The 18,579-nt window shown below is 40.7% G+C and carries 20 protein-coding genes and 2 pseudogenes; 9 read left to right on the forward strand and 13 right to left on the reverse strand.

What is annotated here, in order from left to right:
• Positions 1–205 precede the first annotated feature (205 nt).
• The gene (locus OO184_RS10510) at positions 206–547 is read right to left on the reverse strand and encodes a helix-turn-helix domain-containing protein (protein ID WP_265379139.1); all 342 of its coding nucleotides are present in this window, start codon (positions 545–547) and stop codon (positions 206–208) included.
• Entirely contained in the window at positions 544–774 is a 231-nt protein-coding gene (locus tag OO184_RS10515; protein ID WP_265379213.1) for a type II toxin-antitoxin system RelE/ParE family toxin, read from the reverse strand. The genes OO184_RS10510 and OO184_RS10515 overlap by 4 nt, the downstream gene beginning before the upstream one ends.
• 225 nt (positions 775–999) lie before the next feature.
• Between OO184_RS10515 and OO184_RS10520 the strand changes: the two are divergent.
• Positions 1,000–1,248 (forward strand): annotated as a pseudogene (locus OO184_RS10520) (3-oxoadipyl-CoA thiolase); the annotation flags it as partial.
• A 17-nt stretch (positions 1,249–1,265) separates the two neighbouring features.
• Here OO184_RS10520 and OO184_RS10525 read toward each other — a convergent pair.
• Positions 1,266–2,159, reverse strand: coding sequence for a LysR family transcriptional regulator (locus OO184_RS10525; RefSeq protein ID WP_265379140.1), 894 nt, complete (start codon positions 2,157–2,159; stop codon positions 1,266–1,268).
• 307 nt (positions 2,160–2,466) lie between these two features.
• Between OO184_RS10525 and OO184_RS10530 the strand changes: the two genes are divergently transcribed.
• Positions 2,467–3,657 carry an MFS transporter gene (locus OO184_RS10530; RefSeq protein WP_265379141.1) on the forward strand — a complete coding sequence of 397 codons (1,191 nt, stop codon included), beginning with the start codon at positions 2,467–2,469 and terminating at the stop codon, positions 3,655–3,657.
• 2 nt (positions 3,658–3,659) lie between these two features.
• Here OO184_RS10530 and OO184_RS10535 read toward each other — a convergent pair whose 3' ends face one another.
• From OO184_RS10535 to OO184_RS10565, 7 genes and pseudogenes are all read right to left on the reverse strand, one after another.
• Positions 3,660–5,582, reverse strand: coding sequence for a BglG family transcription antiterminator (locus tag OO184_RS10535; protein ID WP_265379214.1), 1,923 nt, complete (start codon positions 5,580–5,582; stop codon positions 3,660–3,662).
• 99 nt (positions 5,583–5,681) lie between these two features.
• On the reverse strand, positions 5,682–6,794 hold the full coding sequence (locus tag OO184_RS10540) for a DgaE family pyridoxal phosphate-dependent ammonia lyase (protein ID WP_265379142.1): 1,113 nt from the start codon (positions 6,792–6,794) through the stop codon (positions 5,682–5,684).
• Positions 6,769–7,275 (reverse strand): amidohydrolase family protein, encoded by a 507-nt coding sequence (locus tag OO184_RS25050; RefSeq protein ID WP_312023697.1) that lies wholly within the window; start codon positions 7,273–7,275, stop codon positions 6,769–6,771. Before OO184_RS25050 ends, OO184_RS10540 begins: the two co-directional genes overlap by 26 nt.
• Positions 7,217–7,489: pseudogene (locus tag OO184_RS10550) on the reverse strand (DUF4311 domain-containing protein); the annotation flags it as partial. The pseudogene OO184_RS10550 and the gene OO184_RS25050, both read right to left, overlap by 59 nt.
• A gap of 33 nt (positions 7,490–7,522) precedes the next feature.
• Positions 7,523–7,819 carry a DUF4312 family protein gene (locus OO184_RS10555; protein ID WP_265379143.1) on the reverse strand — a complete coding sequence of 99 codons (297 nt, stop codon included), beginning with the start codon at positions 7,817–7,819 and terminating at the stop codon, positions 7,523–7,525.
• Positions 7,819–8,184 carry an SFCGS family glycine-rich protein gene (locus tag OO184_RS10560; RefSeq protein WP_265379144.1) on the reverse strand — a complete coding sequence of 122 codons (366 nt, stop codon included), beginning with the start codon at positions 8,182–8,184 and terminating at the stop codon, positions 7,819–7,821. The genes OO184_RS10555 and OO184_RS10560 overlap by 1 nt, the downstream gene beginning before the upstream one ends.
• 20 nt (positions 8,185–8,204) lie before the next feature.
• Positions 8,205–8,492: a transcriptional antiterminator gene (locus tag OO184_RS10565; RefSeq protein ID WP_265379216.1), complete on the reverse strand. Its 288-nt coding sequence runs from the start codon at positions 8,490–8,492 to the stop codon at positions 8,205–8,207.
• 318 nt (positions 8,493–8,810) lie between these two features.
• Between OO184_RS10565 and OO184_RS10570 the strand changes: the two genes are divergently transcribed.
• Both OO184_RS10570 and OO184_RS10575 read left to right on the forward strand, forming a co-directional pair.
• A complete protein-coding gene (locus tag OO184_RS10570) occupies positions 8,811–9,410 on the forward strand; it encodes a hypothetical protein (protein WP_265379145.1) in 600 nt (199 codons plus the stop codon).
• A gap of 10 nt (positions 9,411–9,420) precedes the next feature.
• Positions 9,421–10,536 (forward strand): helix-turn-helix domain-containing protein, encoded by a 1,116-nt coding sequence (locus OO184_RS10575; protein WP_088373670.1) that lies wholly within the window; start codon positions 9,421–9,423, stop codon positions 10,534–10,536.
• A gap of 97 nt (positions 10,537–10,633) precedes the next feature.
• Here OO184_RS10575 and exbD read toward each other — a convergent pair whose 3' ends face one another.
• Positions 10,634–11,059, reverse strand: coding sequence for a TonB system transport protein ExbD (exbD, locus tag OO184_RS10580; protein WP_049582635.1), 426 nt, complete (start codon positions 11,057–11,059; stop codon positions 10,634–10,636).
• A 3-nt stretch (positions 11,060–11,062) separates the two neighbouring features.
• Positions 11,063–12,025, reverse strand: a complete 963-nt coding sequence (exbB, locus tag OO184_RS10585; RefSeq protein ID WP_265379217.1) for a tonB-system energizer ExbB — start codon at positions 12,023–12,025, stop codon at positions 11,063–11,065.
• Between the two features lie 355 nt (positions 12,026–12,380).
• Between exbB and metC the strand changes: the two genes are divergently transcribed.
• The 5 genes from metC (at position 12,381) to dkgA (ending at position 16,836) form a co-directional block, all read left to right on the forward strand.
• A complete protein-coding gene (metC, locus tag OO184_RS10590) occupies positions 12,381–13,589 on the forward strand; it encodes a cystathionine beta-lyase (protein ID WP_265379146.1) in 1,209 nt (402 codons plus the stop codon).
• A 145-nt stretch (positions 13,590–13,734) separates the two neighbouring features.
• Complete coding sequence (locus tag OO184_RS10595) at positions 13,735–14,085, forward strand: type II toxin-antitoxin system PrlF family antitoxin (RefSeq protein ID WP_112878296.1); 351 nt, start codon at positions 13,735–13,737, stop codon at positions 14,083–14,085.
• A gap of 6 nt (positions 14,086–14,091) precedes the next feature.
• A complete protein-coding gene (locus OO184_RS10600) occupies positions 14,092–14,652 on the forward strand; it encodes a type II toxin-antitoxin system YhaV family toxin (protein WP_265379147.1) in 561 nt (186 codons plus the stop codon).
• Between the two features lie 360 nt (positions 14,653–15,012).
• The gene (locus tag OO184_RS10605) at positions 15,013–15,684 is read left to right on the forward strand and encodes a DedA family protein (protein WP_265379148.1); all 672 of its coding nucleotides are present in this window, start codon (positions 15,013–15,015) and stop codon (positions 15,682–15,684) included.
• A 273-nt stretch (positions 15,685–15,957) separates the two neighbouring features.
• A complete protein-coding gene (gene dkgA / locus OO184_RS10610) occupies positions 15,958–16,836 on the forward strand; it encodes a 2,5-didehydrogluconate reductase DkgA (RefSeq protein WP_265379149.1) in 879 nt (292 codons plus the stop codon).
• An 84-nt stretch (positions 16,837–16,920) separates the two neighbouring features.
• Here dkgA and ftsP read toward each other — a convergent pair whose 3' ends face one another.
• On the reverse strand, positions 16,921–18,342 hold the full coding sequence (gene ftsP, locus OO184_RS10615; RefSeq protein WP_265379150.1) for a cell division protein FtsP: 1,422 nt from the start codon (positions 18,340–18,342) through the stop codon (positions 16,921–16,923).
• Positions 18,343–18,579: the final 237 nt, after the last annotated feature.

Genomic DNA, 18,579 nt, shown 5'->3' on the forward strand with positions numbered 1-18,579 from the left:
AAAACACCCAATAAAATCATATAGTGAGTCAATTATATTAAACAATATCGCATAAAACCATTAATATATATCGCAAATACATTTAAAAATCATAACTAAATAATATAAAAAATTTCAATAATATTGAGCCATAAGGTTGAATTACTTAAAAATGCCAAGAGGCACCCATTCTATATGCCTCTTGTTTTGAATTTTCCTAATGACTTTAATGTCCTACCGTAATCTGAACAGGTTTCCCTATACGAGTTAACATATTAACCAATGCGTCAATGGTGAATTTACTTACTTTTTTATTCACAATATCAGATACTCTTGGACGAGAAATGTTTAACACAGTTGCTACTTCAGCTTGTTTCATTTTTTTATCCACAATCCATAAAGTAATTTCCTCCATTAACTGCTCTTTGATTTGTAGTGTATTTTCTATTTCTTGTAAAGAGGTTGCATGAAGTTTCTGAGCCTCTTGCTCAGTAAAACCTAACTCTGAAAATATATTTTTCCCGATTGGAGTTACCCTACGAATTTCAGTGTCAATTTTAGTGGTCATTTGATATTTCTCCGTTGCTGGATAATTGTATTGTATCGTGCTTTAGCAATATCCCTATCATGTTTGTTCGTTTGTTGAGTTTTCTTCTGAAAACTATGTAATACGTAAATAGCTTCATCAAATTTAGCAACATACATAATACGATAAATGCCTGTCTTGTCTCTTAGCCGTATTTCTTTTACGCCAGAACCGATATCAGAAAAGGGTTTCCAGTCTTCCGGCTCTATTCCATGCTATATTCTATGAAGCTGATAGCCTGCGTCTTTACGTGCATCGGAAGGGAAGGTCAACAAATCTTCATAAGAAGAGCCAATCCAAGCAATTTCTTTCTCTATACCGTTATACCGTTATACCGTTATACCGTTCCTGATTTTCGCCACAATGTTTCCTCATCTGATTGTATAAAATTTTATACATTCATGCGCAAAATTGCAAGTACAGCATTGAAGGAGGTCGAAATCCAACGAGGGTTTGCTACACAAGCCCTAGCCGTAATGAAAGAGCTTAATATTCAATGAGATAATCCTAATGTTAACTGTAACGGCGGAGCCATATCTCTGGGCCACCCACTAGGTGCATCTGGAGGAAGAATTTTGGCAAATGCGGTCTATCAACTACACCGGCAACAAGGAAAATTAGCTTTATGTACCATGTGCATTGGTGTTGGACAAGGCATCGCAATGATCCTTGAAAGAGTTTAATCATCCTTCTGCCAAGACTAAATCGTCTTGGCAAGCCTCTTTTGCAATAATGACATAAATACGGTTAATTTTGCTGGCGGGTGAGCAAGCGCCCGCAATAAATAAATATCTTCTTTACGTCCATCTGGATCATTAAATAAAGGCACAAGTTTCTCAGAGCGAATATCTGTGGATACCACCCAATTAGGCAAAAGTGCTATTCCAAATCCACTCACCGCGGCCATTCTCAATGTTTCAAAGTCATCACTGCGAAAAATTCTATTCTCATCGTTGAAGTTAATAGAATCCCGATAACGTAACCAGCAAACGCCAGCGGGGTCATGATGTTTATCAAGCAAATAGTGATCACTTAATTCGGTAAATGACGTCGGTGTTCCATACCTTTGAATATAGCCTGGGCTGGCACAAATAATCCAAGTTTGTGTAGAGATGCACTTTGAATAAAGCGTGCTATCTTTTAATTCACCAATACGAATAACGGCATCAAGACGATCTCTGACAGGATCAGTTAAACGTTCGGTTTGATCAAGTTCAACCTGAATTTTAGGATATTGAGTAAATAGCTCTGCTAGCATCGGAATAATATGTTGACGCCCAAAGGTTAGCAAACAAGCTATACGTAATACCCCTTGCGGTTCGCCATTCAATGCCGCTAATTCAGCCTGAACATCAACAAGATCATTAATAATACCTTGCGCCCTTGAAAATAAAATCTCACCGGCATCAGTCAATGATAAACCACGGGTAGAACGAAAGAATAGTTTTGTCTCTAGCATCTGTTCAAGATTGTCTACTTGACGTGTAATAGAAGATGCCGCCATACCTTGCAAACGAGCAACGGCAGAAAAACTTTGTGAACGGGCAACATGAATGAATGTTGCTAGCATATCGGTACGTAATAAATCTTTCATCGCAATTTTTACCTTCGAATATTCAAACGCCTTATATACCTTATAGATTTCAAGATGCATCGCGACGGCAAGGGAACGAATCCCCGGGAGCATAGATAACTATGTGACCGGGGTGAGTGAGTGCAGCCAACAAAGAGGCAGTTTGAAAGATAACGGGTATATATTACAAATAATACACAACATCATAATACCGCTATCATCTTTGCATTCTACGCAAAACAACTTCGCTCGCTCTTTTCATTCCCGCAATCTGCGGATAGTGTCAAAATCATTTCATCATAATTCCGGCCAAATGCTGAGAGTTCCCATGTCAAATACAGCAATTCAACCAAACCCTATTTCTTCCGTTTCTCTTATCTTATTATCTGTTGCTTGCGGTTTTGCTGTAGCGAACATTTATTATAATCAACCATTATTGCCAGTAATTGGGACAAGTTTTAACGTTAATGGTTCAATATCTGGCTGGATCGCGACATTAACGCAGATCGGCTACGCAATGGGGCTTCTCTTTTTTGGACCGCTTGGAGATGCACTAAGCCGTCGCAAGCTTATTTTCAGCCTCTTAATTGGCAATATAATCAGCCTTACCTTGTGTGCCACAGCGCCGAATTTTACATGTTTTCTAATAAGTAGCCTGATTGTGGGATTAACTTCTATTTCAGCACAAATTATTATTCCAGCCGTATCCGGTTGGGTAATCCCAGAAAAGCGCGGCCGAGCGGTAGGCAATCTAATGAGCGGCCTTTTTGCCGGAGCACTGCTTGCCAGGGCATTGAGCGGCGCAGTTGGAGAATATTTCGGCTGGCGTGAAATGTTTGTATTGGCAGCTTTAATTGATATATGCCTGCTTTTTCTGGTCTGGTTTGTATTGCCACAAATAGAAACACCATACACGATAACTTACAGCCAACTTCTTATTTCACTCGGTAAATTAATAAAGCAACAGTCCCTTTTGCGTGAAGCAGCATTATCCGGTTTTTTACTGTTCGCCGCTTTTAATACGCTGTGGGGTTCTCTGGCCTTATTGCTTTCCCAACCACCTTACGGATGGGGAAGCGATATTACAGGTCTCTTTGGTTTGACGGGAATTGTGGGAATGCTAGCTTCACCAATAATAGGTTCATTGACAGATCGCTTTGGTGGGAGAGCTATTGTTGCCACAGGTGCTTTATTAGTGACATTAGCCTTGTGTCTAATTAGCGGCACGAGCCACAGTATTCTATTTTTATTCGCCGGTATTATTCTGTTGGATCTTGGCAGCAGAGCGGGTTTAGTGGCAAATCAAACACGGTTATATACATTATTACCTGATGCCCGCAGCCGACTAAATACCGTATTTATGACCTGTTATTTCGCCGGCGGCGCAATAGGTTCTTCTTTAGGCGCTGTCGCCGCCTGGTATTTTTCTTGGTATGGCGTCGCTGTCAGCGGCGGAGGATGCGCATTATTAGCCGTTCTGAAAGTTCTGTTTAGTTCAAATAACAACAAACAAACATGATTTTACACACTTCGCCCCAGACTATCTTTTGCGATAGCCTGAAAATCATAAAAACTTTGGCTATTCAATAATCTTTTTGTCGCTTTCTCTCGTAAGAAAGTCACAAATAGATCATAAATTGCCATTGCTTCTTCATATTCCGCTTTACTGATCGCCAGCAGGAAAATAACGTTCGCTATCTCCTTTTTCTCTTTGTCCCATTCAATACCATTCGGGGCCAATATGGTTACGACTACGGTTTTATGCGCCAGTAATCCCAGTGTATGTGGTAATGCAATTCCTTCTCCCAATAGAGTTGATACAATAGCCTCTCGTTCAATCAGTGAAGAATAAAAATTTTTCGTCACATAACCATCCATTTCCAACTTTTTACAAACATATTTAAACAGGGCTTTCTGCGTTATTTTTCTTTTGAGGATCATAAAGTATTTTTCATCAAAGAAATGCTCAAGAATATAGGGTTTAGTCCGGTCGATCATGGCTAATCGTCCAATTTGTTCTAATTGATAAGGTGTTGGGAATGGTGCAATTTTAACAATCGGTTTATTTTTTTCCGGCAGCCTGACCGTGGTAATAATAAAGTCTTCATTAACGGATTCAAGTTGTTGATATTCATGTAAAGCAATAATGTTTTGCAATTTAAGTTGAGGAAATTCACGTATAATGTTGGCCTCAATCATACGAATTGTTGAATTATCTGAATCCGTTACAATCAAAACCTGAGGGTATCGGGTATAACCTGTGCTGTAATTTCGTTCAAGCCCTACACCAATATGCACCGCTAAATAGCCCAACTCATCTTCACTAATAGCATAAGGTAGCTTATGCTCAACATTCGCCATTGCACTGAGCGTCACATCATAAGCAAACGGATAATATTGTTTAATATCCGATAATAACGGATTCTGCGTATTTATTTGGTAGCGAACCCGTACCATCATTGCCGCTAAATGAGATGAAAGATCGGTTCTTAAACGGATATCACCACGTAAATCGTAATTATAGCCGTCATTAATATAAGTAAGAATATAATCCACCAGCTTATCGCTATTATTTTCCGTCGAATCATAATGATAAGGAATCAATTGAGCTAATATCTGAACACTTAAATAATGCTCTTCCGCTACAGTAATATCACTACCCAGAAAATAAGTAAAACCTTTGGCAATATTATTAGCCGCATATTTAATCACGCTATCAATATTTTCAACATGATAATTAATCATCTCATATCCTCTGGTAATACGCAGAATAGAAACCGCACAGTTAAAAATAAGATATTGCCGTCCTTCATGAGTTAAATGGATATCAAAACGGCTAAGGCTATTTAGCAAAATTTTCTCTATATAAGCCAGATCAATATTGAACAAAATACCCTGTTTAAAACTATTTAATGAACGTTCATTTCCCATGATAAATTGCTGCCATAAAATATCGGTAATACAAGCTCTGACCGCTGTCTCCGCTCCCGCTAGTCTGATACCTTGGCGGGGAATGGTCTCCAGTGTAATTTGATATTTATTTAATATTTTTCTGACAATAGGCATATTATGTTGCAATGTTTTTCGGCTAACAAACCATTCTCCACTAATATCGTCCAATTTAATCGGCTGTGAAGCCATCATAAATTTCAATAATAGCGCATCTATCCGCTCTTTCGCTGTTCTAGGAATGTGTTTAATCTGGTATTTCTCTATTGGTAATGCAGAAAAAAGCTGTTCATCATCTATTTTAAGCTGATAACCTAATCCTCTTTCATACATGATTCTCGCACCATAGCCAACAAATAGATCATTTAATATTGAGACATCGGTACGAATAGTACGTGTCGAAACATTAAAACGCCTGGCAATTTCTTCCTGTGGTAATGTTTCTGATTGGATTACATCAAATAAATAAGCAAGACGTTGATAGGGAAATTGCACCACGAATATACCCCCAACTCAGTAAGAAAATAAAAATTCACTATTAGCAATAATCCAGAATAAAATAACTTATCTATTAAAATATTCATTTTTTATTATCTACGCTTCGCTAACAAGTTGGCGAATAGCAGAAACAATCATATTGAGTTGAGATGCTGTTATACTCCGAATATCAATCTCAATTTTACCCTCATTCGCTTTATATTCACGGCAATAAATTGCTATATCCCCCTGTTTTAATTGAAAGATAATTTCAAAGGTATTTTTTCCAATGACTTTTTCATCAAAATAGATTTCCGTTCTGGCAATATCACGGCCGGCATCGTCCCAAACAATTTTAGCGGAAATTCCGGGAATCATATTCAGTTGTTCGATAAATGGCCTCATTTTTTCAACCATTTTCTGCCCGCTCTCTTTCTGTGTCGTCAGATATAATTCAATCGCATATGTCAGCCCCAGAATACCCTCTTTGCCAATTTTCATTGCCCGACCAATACCGTTACTTTGTAATTTAATCCATTCAATATAATGTTTCTTACCGATAACTAAGCCACTGGTTGGACCTTCAATCGCTTTAGCACCGCTATAAATAACCAGATCCGCCCCCATATTGTAATAAGCGGTCAGATCTTCTTTCGCCGCCGCATCGACAATTAATGGTAAGCCATGTTTTTTAGCCACCGCTACAACGTCGGTTACTGTCAGCATATTTTTTTGTACAGTATGGTGAGATTTAATATAGAGAATAGCGGCGGTTCGAGATGTAATTTTGGCCTCAATATGAGCAACATGACATTCATTAGCAAAACCCGCTTCAATCACTTTACCGCCGCCAAGGGAAACCATCGTTTCTATCGGCGCACCAAAGTTTACGTTATGCCCTTTCGGCACAATAATTTCACGAGGGATCGGCTTATCAGAATTATGGAGATTTAGTAACAGATCTCGGTCATCTTTAACGATTATCCCGGCAACGGATTGCACAATACCCGCAGCAGCACAGGAAACAATAACCGCATTTTCTACCTTCAATAAGTTAGCAATATATTCGCCAGTTTTATCGATTAAATCTTTCATTTCGAAGTAATGGTTAAGACCATAAACAACCTGATTAATTACTGCCATTTTAGGTGTTGAGACGCCTAAATTAGTCATACGCCCGGATGCATTAATTACGTTTCTTAATTTATATTTCTGGTAAATTGATTCCATACTCTTTCCCCTCTTTGGTTGCAATAACTTCGCCAGCAATAATTACAGCAACAGGAATAAATTTTTGTCTTCCAGTTCTTATCTGACCTTCTTCATCAAAAAATTCGATTTTTTCATTTTTAATATCAAAGATCGTGATATCGGCATCACAGCCAACCGCTAAATGGCCTTTACCTTTCAAATGCAATATACTCGCTGCCTTAATTGTAACGTAATCAAGAATCTGTTTCGGGCTAAACCCCAAACAAAGAAATTTCGTCATCACAGCCGCCAGGCTATATACCGGCCCATTAACCCGATTGTTATGATAAATATCAGAGCTGATCATGCCGGGATAAACACCTATCTCCATTGACTGTTCTGCAACAGAGAAACTAAAACTTTCACTACCATGACCGACATCTAAAATGACACCACGAGTTAATGCGGTGATCAACATCCTGTGTAAAAGCGCCCGCCGCCACCGATGACGCCCAAGCATTGAAGAAAAAGCCTAAGCCAAATGAGAAATGCGAAGCCGGATCACCCTCACAAGCATTCAATTCACCTAAAGTACGGAACGCCCCCATTCCCTGAATGGTCGGTGCATGAAACATCCGCGCAGCACCGGCGCCAAGGCCAAAACCGCATAATCCGCCAATAATCAATGATTTTATCAGGATTTCAAAAATGGAAACTGTTGTGGTGGTATCCATTTATTTTTCCTCTTAAATATTTCCGTCAATAAATTAAATTGACTCAAAATGTATTTCTTGAATATTCAATAAGGTCACATTTAAAGCAACATCTAAAATAACAGAATAGAATTCACGCTTACGGGGAAAAAAGAAAAATAGAAATTTCTCATTAATGACTTTAATGGCGGCACTAACGATTTCAACATTTTGAGGTTCAATACGCAGAATAATATTATTGGTCTCTTTTAATACCTTACGTTGTACCGAATTTAAAGCATCCGCAATTGCCTGCTGTTTTGTATCGCCTTGACCATTAACACGGACAGATGTTTTAAGATGTTTTTTCATTATGTGTCGCCGTATTTTCTATTAAATGCTTTAATTAAACGCTCCCCTAATTCTTCTTTATCCATAAAACCAAAGCCCAATACAACACAACCATCAGCAATTGCTGTTTCTCCTTCTTCAATTGAGCGCATACCGTGACGCACTTTATAGCCATGCTTATTCTGCGCAGTAATAGCACCGGCACCACCACTGCCGCAGAAAGAGATACCCAAGTCCCCCTGTTCCGCTTTCATCACGTCGCCCAATTTCATATCCGCCGCCATTCCCGGAATAACCACCGCTCTCCCGCCAGCAAATTCAACACCCGCAGCGACTTTTTGCCCTCTACCTAAACGGTCTCCAATCACTACAACAATTTGTTTCATTGATGCTGTCTCCAAAAACATTAGCTATTTGCCCGCGCAATCTCAAAATGAACCGATAGCAACCAAGCCTCTTCAATCGCTAAACCGGGCAGCATATTTACTATCTGTTCCGCTAATTGCATTGATTCCAGTGAAATATCGGTAAATAAAGATTTATCCACCGCCGGTAATAATTCACCGGTTTTCGCCCGCAGAACCATCGCTTTCACATGAGATTCCATCATTTGTTGCTGTATATTCGTGGTGTAGGACCCTATTTCTTTTAGCCTGTCACTGATGGTTAATAACAATTCTTTAGTCACTTCCATCGGCTCTAAATTATTTTTCACCATATTGAACACTCATCCAATTTATCTCTAAAATTTAATAAGTATTTATCGGTTATCCATTTTCCCCAATAAAGTCACTCTACACTTTTTAATTCACTCTTTGGAGGTCAATTTTTTCCAGTTATAAGTGGAAATTAAATGGAATGTAGATAGCAATTAACCAAAAGAAATAAATATAAGTGGTAATAAAGTACATTAAAAAACAATTTATATGATATCAGGTTGACAAAATCAGAAATTTGCACCAACATCAAGATTGACAAACTTGAATTTTTGCACCTTTAGAGAAAACAGCAAATGCCAAACATCCGCCACCCTTGGGAATTCCATCCACAGTTAAGTGAAGAACGTTTAAGTATCATTGCAAAAGAGCTACTCTATGTGCTTGATCACACCTATGAGCAGCTTTCTACACCATTAGATGATAATTATACCCGAGGAACCTGTACATTTGGCCGCCAAAGGCAATGCCTTATTCAGCTCTGTATGAAAGGTACTTATGATTGGCTGAAACTAACTAATCCAGGTATGGATACGACTATCGAAATAGAAACAATCCCACTTCGTTTTTTCACTGACGACCCAGAAACTCCCAAAAAATCAGGCTTCTTTCGCCGTAACAATGTAGATCAGCTCTGGGCGCCAGAAATCACGATACCTACAATATGGCGCTTTATTGTAGAAAAACCCCAGTTTGAAGGTGAAGGCGCACAGGTTCATTTTGCCGGCTACAACGAGCATGAAGAAATGTTGTCTCAATGGACTTACGATAACAGTAAAATATCCATGCTGCACTCTACAGACAACACACCGCCATCTGCGGTAACAATCGAATTGGATCCTATCAGCGCTGCGATGCCTGATAAATCCAGAGAAAACAAGCGTAACAACAAGTAGTAGGTGACAAGTGTTCAACGGTTCTAATTTGCGGTTAGCTCGTCTGTATCACGAGCTATCTCTTGAGCAAGTGGCTGAGCAGGTTAATAAAACCCGCCAATATATTCAGCGGCTGGAATCCGGCTTTGCTGTGCCAACTAATGAACTTTCTAATGAATTAGCTACTGTATTGCAGGTTACTCCTGCATTTTTTGAAACCCAAATACAATCGCCTGTGAACGAAGAAATTGTTCATTTCCGTAAACGTAGCGCAATTAGAGTAGCAACAAAATTAGCAGCACTTGCAAAGGCTGAGTTATATAGACGATTAATCGTCGTTTTCGAAGAAAACCTAAATTTACCTCCAGTGTTATTTCCTGAATTAAAAGCAAACTCCCCAGAAGAAGTTGAACGAGCAGCAGAAAAATGTCGGATTGATTGGGGATTAGGATTTGGACCAATTGAAAATGTGACACGCCTAGCTGAAAAGCTAGGTGCATTTGTTACCTCGTTTGACTCAGTGTCTGATGATGTTGACGCGTTATCTGTTCCGTTAGATCGACCTTTCATTGTCAGAAATACAGCAAAGAAGTCACCATGCCGACAACGGTTTGATATTGCACATGAAATTGGACATCTTGTGCTACACGGCGGAATATCTACTGGTGACAGAACAACCGAATCTCAAGCCAACCAATTTGCCTCTGCCCTACTTTTACCACGAAGTGCAATGGCTAAATATTTCCCTGTCCCGATAAGCGGAAGAATCAACTGGCGAGGCCTAAGTGAGTTCAAATTAACCTGGAAAGTAAGTAAAGCAGCAATTATTTATCGGGCACATCAGCTTTCCCTTTTAACCGATACCCAATACAAAACGGCTTTTTTGGGGCTTAAACGTAAGGGAGAAGCCATTGAGGAAAAAGAGGATTATCTTATTCCCCACGAAAAACCTGAATTATTTCATCGAGCAATAAAAGTGCTTATTAATGATGTTTGTATTGATATTGAAACATTAGCTAAGCGTCTGAAAATTACAGTGCCAATGCTGCTTGAACTAGCTAACGATAGTTCACTTTATGAGCTTAATGATCGGACAGATTCTGTAAATGTCATTTCGATGTTTTCATATCGATCCAGAATAGCGTGATTATTTCCCATTCTGTTCAAATTAGGCTCTTATTAATTATTCTTCTATCTCAACCGCGCTTTCCAGCGCGGTTATTTAGTAGAAGAATCAGTGACAATTAACCTGATGAAACTGCTTCCATCCCAACCAAGCCTACTTTCAGATAGCCCGATTTACGCAAAGAATCCATCACACTCATTAGTGTTTCATAATCCACGGTTTTATCCGCTTGGAAGAAAATGGTTGTCTCTTTATTGGATTGAGTAGTCTGATCCAATACCGCCGCCAAAGTATCGTGATCAACCTGTTGATCACCGACATAAAGCTGGCGATCAGCCTTAACTGTCAAGAATACCGGTTTTTCTGGACGTGGCTGCGGTTTTGCCGACGAAGCAGGTAGATCCACTTTAATATCAACGGTTGCCAGCGGCGCTGCTACCATGAAGATAATCAACAGCACCAACATCACGTCAATAAATGGTGTGACGTTGATTTCGTGCAATTCGCCGCTATCGTCCAAATTTTCATTAAGACGTATCGCCATAAATCACCTTGTCTTGTTATTTGCTAAATCCAGATCACGGCCAAGTAGTAATAGTGACTGTGCCGCCATATCACCAACCTGACCACGGTAAGCAGCGATCATTCGGGCGAAGATGTTATAAATCACAACGGCAGGGATCGCCGCCACCAGCCCAAGCGCTGTCGCTAACAAAGCTTCCGCAATACCCGGCGCCACAACCGCGAGGTTAGTTGTCTGTGAGTGAGCAATACCGATAAAGCTATTCATGATGCCCCATACCGTACCAAACAGACCAACGAAAGGAGAAATCGCGCCAATGGTTGCCAGATAACCATTGCCACGCCCCATATGACGGCTGATCGCCGCAACGGAACGTTCCAGACGGAAAGAGGCGCGCTCTTTCGTGCTATTCAGATCAGTGCTCTCAGAAGATAACTGACGTTCTGCCTGTACTTCATTCAGCAACAAGCGGCTGATACTGTGCTTGCTGAAACCTTCGGCCATTGCCGTAGCTTGATCAAGGCTCTTAACTTCCGTCAAAGCCAATTGCTCTTTACGTAAACGACGGCCGGCAACCAACAGTTCAGTACCTTTTGAGAAGAACAAAGCCCAAGTAATAACAGAAGCAATCACCAGACCAATCATAACCGTCTTAACCACAACATCGGCGTTCTGATACATGCCCCAAATAGACAGATCGGTAGCAAAGCCACTGGAAAGGTTAGCTTCATCAGCAGGAACTTTAGGTGCAACCTCATCCGTTGCAACCGGCGTCACTTGAGTGGATTCTGTCGCAGATGCCGCTTGCGGCGCAATCTGATTTGCGGGTGGCGCAGTTGTATCCGTCGCTGCCGGGGTGGTAGCCGGAGTAATCTGTGCGGTTTTTGCCGTATTATTGTTATCTGTTGCAGCCGCTGGTGCTGTATCAGCCAATGCCGAACCTGTCAGCCCAAACGCTAATATTATTGAAGCAGTCAAATTTCGCATCAGTTGGCCTTTACTCCCTTTGCTATAAACCTTGTTATTTAGCAGTGAATTACTTTTCGTCATCTCACTAACCTTATTTATACTGAGTCTTTACTCATCTTCACCAAATTGAATGAACATGCAGGCTGATAATATCAAACCTTAAGTGATTTGATAGTAATTATCATTATTGTTTAATAAAAAAGTATTACCCCTTCACAAAATAAAGTTAAACAGCCCCTACTCGCAGGTAATCAGATGAATTTTCGTCAAGTTGTCTTAATCCTTTTGTACAAAAAGGTCTAAATCTTTTAACGTGTTAACTCTATTTTTTACACCATTTCAAAAATTGAAGTGTTAAAGGCGGCAATGGATCATGGCAGAAAAGAAACTGGAAACTTTACTGGTCAATGCAGGTAGAAGCCCCAAATTTACTCAAGGCGCAGTCAATCCCATCATTCAGCGAACATCATCGGTAATCTTCGATTCTGTTGCCGCCAAAAGACACGCGACGCAAAATCGGGGCAAGGGTGAACTGTTTTATGGCCGCCGTGGTACACAGACTCATTTCTCTTTTCAAGCAGCAATGGCTGAATTGGAAGGTGGCGCAGGCTGTATGCTTTACCCCTCTGGCGCTGCCGCGGTCAGTAATGCCATTCTCGCTTTTGCCGCCGCCGGCGATCATATTCTATTAACCGGTTCAACTTATGACCCGACGCAAAGTTTCTGCGACAAAATATTGTCACGGATGAATATTACCACCGATTATTTCGATCCTATGATCGGCGAGGAGATTGCCAAGCTGATTAAGCCCAATACCACAGTGGTGTTTCTTGAATCCCCTGGTTCCATCACGATGGAAGTACAAGATATCCCCGCTATTGTCCGCGCAGTGCGCCAAGTCAAGCCAGATATTATCATCATGATCGATAATACTTGGGCGGCAGGGGTGCTGTTTAAAGCGCTAGAATTCGGTATCGATATTTCGATTCAATCAGGCACCAAATATATTATTGGTCACTCAGACGCAATGTTAGGTATTGCTGTAGCTAATGAACGTTGTTGGGCGCAACTGCGAGAGAATTCCTATTTGATGGGACAGATAGCAGATGCCGATACGGTCTATATGGCCAGTCGAGGATTGCGTACTTTAGCCATTCGTCTGAAACAACATGAAAAAAGCAGTCTTGAAATAGCACGCTGGCTGCAACAACGAACCGAAGTTGCCGCTGTCTATCACCCCGCTCTGCCTTCCTGCCCCGGCCACAAGAATTTCATCCGTGATTTCAGCGGCAGTAATGGCCTGTTCTCTTTTCAATTAAAAGAGAAATTAACCCCGCAGCAATTTACGGATTATCTGGATAATTTTCACCACTTTAAAATGGCATTCTCATGGGGCGGTTTTGAATCTCTCATTCTGGGTTATCAACCAGAAGAGATAAAAATAATGCGCCAGTATGATATTTCACAAAGAACAACGCCACAAAGAACAGGCACCCTGTTCCGTTTGCATGTCGGGCTGGAGAATGTTCAAGATTTGATTGATGATCTCACTGAGGGGTTTAAGCGAATTTCTGTTGATTAATCTTATTGTTATTCAATGTAATACACTGAATAACTTAACACTTGGAAGTAATAACGAAGTGATAATATAGATATATTGCCAGTACAATGCATTTGCATTACACTTCGTTGAACAGATTCTCAAATCAGCATAACGAGGTAGAAATATGCACGCATTACCAAGTGTTGAGTTCGAGGTTGGTGCAGAATCCAAACTTACCCGTCGCAGTCAGACAACCATCCCAACATCTGTCCGTAAAGCGCTTAAGCTAAAACCAGGTCATGACAGTATCGCATATAAGATTTTATCTTCCGGTGATGTACTTATCAGTCGTAAAAATAGTGAAGAAGAAAAAGATCTTGTCATGGAATCATTTCTGAACTTTCTGGCAAAAGACATTCAGAAATATCCTGAACAAGTACAACAATTAGATGAACAACTCATTAACCGGGCGAAGTCACTTATCGCTGGAATAGACATAGATCTGAACAACCCATTATCTGCTGACGATGAGTAAAGAACTATGTATGATCGAGTGTGTGTAATAAACGGATGGGCTCTTTTTGCTCATCCATGCTTTATAGAACAACTAAAACAAGCAATAGATAAGGTAGTACAACTTCAGCAAAAATATCCAAATGACTACTTGAAAAAAAATGATACAAAACGCCTGGCTGCAATCATAAAACTCGTTACTGAAATTATTCCCAATGACCCAGCTAATATAGCCTTTCATTTAGGTGACACATTGGGTGGAAAAAGAAAACACTGGTTCAGAGCAAAATTTTTCCAACAATATCGCCTTTTTTTCCGTTTCCACGCCGAAAGTAAAATTATTATCTTTGGCTGGGTAAATGACGAGAGAACAAAAAGAGCATATGGCGATAAGCATGACGCTTACAAAGTATTTGGTGAAATGCTTAACGTTGGACATCCACCGGACAATTGGAATTCTCTTTTAAAAGAGTCTATTGATTCACCACATTTAACTGAATTTATTAATGATGAGGATATTCTGGATGTGGTTCGTGAGCATACCAAAAATCCAGCAAAGCGGATCAGAATTAATCTAGATGAAATTTAACATCGATTTTGATGAGCGAGCCTTAAAATGCACTTTGAAAAGGTTGCGATAAATCGCTCCTTTTCTATTTTTTTGACTTTTATTTTATGATTATGTGACCCAATTGATTCATTAGTATCAGCCATTAGTTTTCCCTAAAAGGGATAAAACCAAGCCATGCTTAAGCTTTTACTGTAAACTGACTTGATATATACAAATGCAATAAATTTATTTTATATACCCTATGGATTTCAAGATGCATCGCGACGGCAAGGCAGCGAATCCCCGGGAGCATAGATAACTATGTGACCGGGGTGAGTGAGTGCAGCCAACAAAGAGGCAACTTGAAAGATAACGGGTATAACAGTCACAGGATAAGCAATGGAAGTACTAAACGGTATCATGCAGGCATTATGGCAGCATGACTTTTCTAAACTTGCCAACCCCGATGTTCTCTGGATTATCTACGGCATTCTATTCGTGACGCTGGTTCTGGAAAATGGCTTATTACCTGCCGCCTTTCTACCCGGTGATACTCTGTTAATCCTTTCCGGCGCATTAATTGCCAAGGGAGTCATGAGTTTTATCCCAACTATTTTTATATTAACAACAGCGGCAAGTATCGGTTGCTGGCTTGGCTATCTACAAGGGCTATGGCTTGGTGATACCAAACGGGTTAAGAATTGGTTGGCACAACTTCCTATTCAGTATCGCCAACGAGCTAACGAGTTGTTTTTCAAACATGGTCTGGCCGCTTTACTGATTGGCCGTTTTTTGGCTTTTGTCCGCACACTGTTACCAACACTGGCTGGCATATCCGGCCTTAACAGTAAACGCTTTCAAGTTTTTAACTGGCTGAGCGGCTTGCTATGGGTTGTCATCGTGGTCAGTTTTGGTTATCTCCTCAATCAGATCCCGTTTATTAAGCATCACCAAGATCTGGTAATGAACATTTTGATCATTTTGCCCATAGTGTTGCTATTAAGTGGTTTAAGCGCCTCTCTGCTAATGTACTGGCGCCACAAGAAAATCTCAGCGGCAAAACGTAAATAAAAGTCATCATGGTTTACAATCAGCAGCAGGGTTTTTATCCTTAACTTAATGTACCAATATTATGTGGACTAAGGCTCAACCACTAAGTGATATTCTTGGTATCGATGCATCACCAAACCGGTTAATCTATGCACTTGGCCATGTGTTGATCACAATCATGGCTTAGATCACGCCAATTGTATTACTTTCTTCAATTACTCTTAATATCAACTTAATATCAATCGCAATGATTTTAACTGATATTTTAAGTCTATCTTTTTATAGGAGTTAGTAATGGATAACCAACCTATCATCAGACTTGCTGATGGGAATCACATGCCACAATTGGGACTTGGATCATGGGCCGCAGATGACCAACAGATAGCAGAAACAATCCATGCTGCATTGGATATCGGTTATCGAGCAATTGATACCGCCGCTATCTACAACAATGAGAAAGGCGTAGGCAACGCATTACAAGAAACAGATATCCCCCGTGAAGATATCTTTGTTACAACCAAATTATGGAATGACAGACATAATGATGTCCGTGCCGCCTTTGCAGAAAGTCTGGAAAAGTTGCAACTGGATTATGTTGATCTTTACCTGATTCACTGGCCTGCGCCACCGCAAGATCAATACGTCGGCGCCTGGCGACAATTGATTGAATTGCAAAAAGAGGGGCTTATTCGCAGTATCGGCGTTTCTAACTTCCAACCTGAACATATCCAGCGACTGATCAATGAAACCGGCGTTCATCCCGTCATTAATCAAATTGAGTTGCACCCATTGTTACAGCAACGTCAGCTCCATGCCTGGAATGCCACACATCATATCGTTACCGAATCCTGGAGCCCTCTAGCACAAGGCGGCGAAAATGTATTTGATAATCCACTGATTCAACATCTGACACACAAGTATGGTAAAACACCCGCGCAGATCGTTATCCGCTGGCACATTGATAACGGCATGATTGTGATCCCAAAATCTACAACGCTATCAAGAATTAAAGAGAACTTTGATGTGTTCGACTTCAAATTAGAAAAAGAAGATCTGACCGAGATGACTACATTAGATATCGGTAAACGTCTTGGGCCAACCCCTGAAACATTCGTTGATTTCAGTGAGTTCATTGAGCTTCTTGAACAAAATAATTCTAATGATCAGTGCTGAAAAACGACTGATAAAGCGGGCAAAGCAGAATTAAAACGTGCGCGGCATTAATACCGCGCCTCAGCTTTGTTTAGCTATTTTCATTTACTGATTAGCCGGTACAGTCACTAATTGCCCAACAGAGCCGCGATCGGCCATTTCCAAAATCTGGCTGTAATACAGGAATGGGAAGTGTTCATAAGATGGCTGGTTCATATAAACCAGTAACTCTACTCGCCCATCAACCCAAACAGTATCCTTCCAACCATAATCTTGCGGTTGAGGTGTTCCACCATTGTGGTTAATCACCTTAAACTGTACACCTTCAATATGGAACGGTTGTGGGACAGAGGCGTTTACGATCCAACGTTCCCAAGTTCCTTGCTGACTGGTAATATCTACCCGATTCATATCCCACAACGCACCGTTAATTCCCGGCATATTACCATCAAGATAAATTTCCCGGTTACGAATTGCATTGGAAACCGGCGTGACATCATCAACCAGACGAGATGGGAGATCATCTGTCACCAAAGATAATAAACCTGTTGCTTTAATGGTCAGAACAGTGCTGGAATTTAACACTGTGGAGGGTTCAAACAACCCACGTAACTTATCAAGTATTCCGGCTGATTCACCTGCGGTAACAACAACTTCGTCCCCTTTGGACATATCAATCAATACTTCACGCCGCTCTCCTGGCGCAAGGGAGAGTTGCTGAACGGCTATCGGCGCAGGTAATAGCCCCAAATCAGTGCCTATCATATAGAAAGGACGGCCATCACTGATCTGTAGCTGATATCGGCGGGCATTGGATGCATTGAGTAAACGTAAACGAATCCAACCACGAGATACTTCAATAAAAGGATTTTGTACGCCATTAACCAACAGAGTATTACCGATAAATCCACCATCAGAGGTTGGCTGATACTCAGGAACCCCAAAGTTATCCAACCGTTTATCCTGAAGAATAACCGGGAAATCATTAACGCCATAATGTTTTGGCAATGGCAAATGGCGGCTGGTTTCATCTTCCACCAACCACATGCCAGCCAAACCCTTATAAACATGCGGCGCCATCCGATTAGGTGTATTGGCATGATACCAGCAAGTTGCCGCCTGCTGACGAATAGGCAACACTGGCGACCAATCCGCCCCCGGAGAAATCTGACGGGCAACCCCGCCAGTCAACGTACCTGGTAATTGTAATCCGCTAACAGTCATTGAAACCGGTTCCGCTAGCCGATTGCTGTATATCAGTTTGACATCATCGTTTTTATGAACCCGTACAGTCGGACCAAGATATCGGCCATTAATTCCCCATACACTGGTTTTATATTGTCCATCAAAAGTCCAATGCGCTTTTTGTAAAGTCAGAAATAGCGGCTGCCCACCACGGGATTCCAATAAAGGGGGAACCGGCAAAGCAGTCTGCTGATTTTTGCTGGCCCGAACCAATAAAGGAGTGGCTCCGATACACATCGCCAAGCCTGATACCTGAATAAATTGGCGCCGACTAAATGACATATTTTCTCCGCGACAGACTTAATTAAATTCCAGGTTTATATGCCTCAAAAATAGTTGAGACACTGCAATCCATTCACCCCGGAAGCGAATAACTCAATATTGAAGTTATTAAAGCTTATTATCCTTTTGATTGCGCTTAACAAAAACATTATTTATCAAGCACTCATCATAACGCGAATATGGAGGGAATTAAACTATCTGAATGCATTACACGAATCTCTCCCTGTCAGTGCTCAG

Origin of the sequence: Photorhabdus aballayi, assembly GCF_026153155.1 — a bacterium.
GTDB classification, from domain to species: domain Bacteria; phylum Pseudomonadota; class Gammaproteobacteria; order Enterobacterales; family Enterobacteriaceae; genus Photorhabdus; species Photorhabdus luminescens.

Bases quoted from the DNA above. Each gene is read 5' to 3' on its own strand.
- OO184_RS10510 (WP_265379139.1), bottom strand. From the start codon at position 547: ATGACCACTAAAATTGACACTGAAATTCGTAGGGTAACTCCAATCGGG.
- OO184_RS10525 (WP_265379140.1), bottom strand. From the start codon at position 2,159: ATGAAAGATTTATTACGTACCGATATGCTAGCAACATTCATTCATGTT.
- OO184_RS10540 (WP_265379142.1), bottom strand. From the start codon at position 6,794: ATGGAATCAATTTACCAGAAATATAAATTAAGAAACGTAATTAATGCA.
- OO184_RS10570 (WP_265379145.1), top strand. From the start codon at position 8,811: ATGCCAAACATCCGCCACCCTTGGGAATTCCATCCACAGTTAAGTGAA.
- metC (WP_265379146.1), top strand. From the start codon at position 12,381: ATGGCAGAAAAGAAACTGGAAACTTTACTGGTCAATGCAGGTAGAAGC.
- OO184_RS10605 (WP_265379148.1), top strand. From the start codon at position 15,013: ATGGAAGTACTAAACGGTATCATGCAGGCATTATGGCAGCATGACTTT.
- OO184_RS10565 (WP_265379216.1), bottom strand. From the start codon at position 8,492: ATGGAAGTGACTAAAGAATTGTTATTAACCATCAGTGACAGGCTAAAA.
- OO184_RS25050 (WP_312023697.1), bottom strand. From the start codon at position 7,275: ATGCTTGGGCGTCATCGGTGGCGGCGGGCGCTTTTACACAGGATGTTG.
- OO184_RS10560 (WP_265379144.1), bottom strand. From the start codon at position 8,184: ATGAAACAAATTGTTGTAGTGATTGGAGACCGTTTAGGTAGAGGGCAA.
- OO184_RS10595 (WP_112878296.1), top strand. From the start codon at position 13,735: ATGCACGCATTACCAAGTGTTGAGTTCGAGGTTGGTGCAGAATCCAAA.
- exbB (WP_265379217.1), bottom strand. From the start codon at position 12,025: ATGCGAAATTTGACTGCTTCAATAATATTAGCGTTTGGGCTGACAGGT.
- OO184_RS10530 (WP_265379141.1), top strand. From the start codon at position 2,467: ATGTCAAATACAGCAATTCAACCAAACCCTATTTCTTCCGTTTCTCTT.
- ftsP (WP_265379150.1), bottom strand. From the start codon at position 18,342: ATGTCATTTAGTCGGCGCCAATTTATTCAGGTATCAGGCTTGGCGATG.
- exbD (WP_049582635.1), bottom strand. From the start codon at position 11,059: ATGGCGATACGTCTTAATGAAAATTTGGACGATAGCGGCGAATTGCAC.
- OO184_RS10600 (WP_265379147.1), top strand. From the start codon at position 14,092: ATGTATGATCGAGTGTGTGTAATAAACGGATGGGCTCTTTTTGCTCAT.
- OO184_RS10555 (WP_265379143.1), bottom strand. From the start codon at position 7,819: ATGAAAAAACATCTTAAAACATCTGTCCGTGTTAATGGTCAAGGCGAT.
- dkgA (WP_265379149.1), top strand. From the start codon at position 15,958: ATGGATAACCAACCTATCATCAGACTTGCTGATGGGAATCACATGCCA.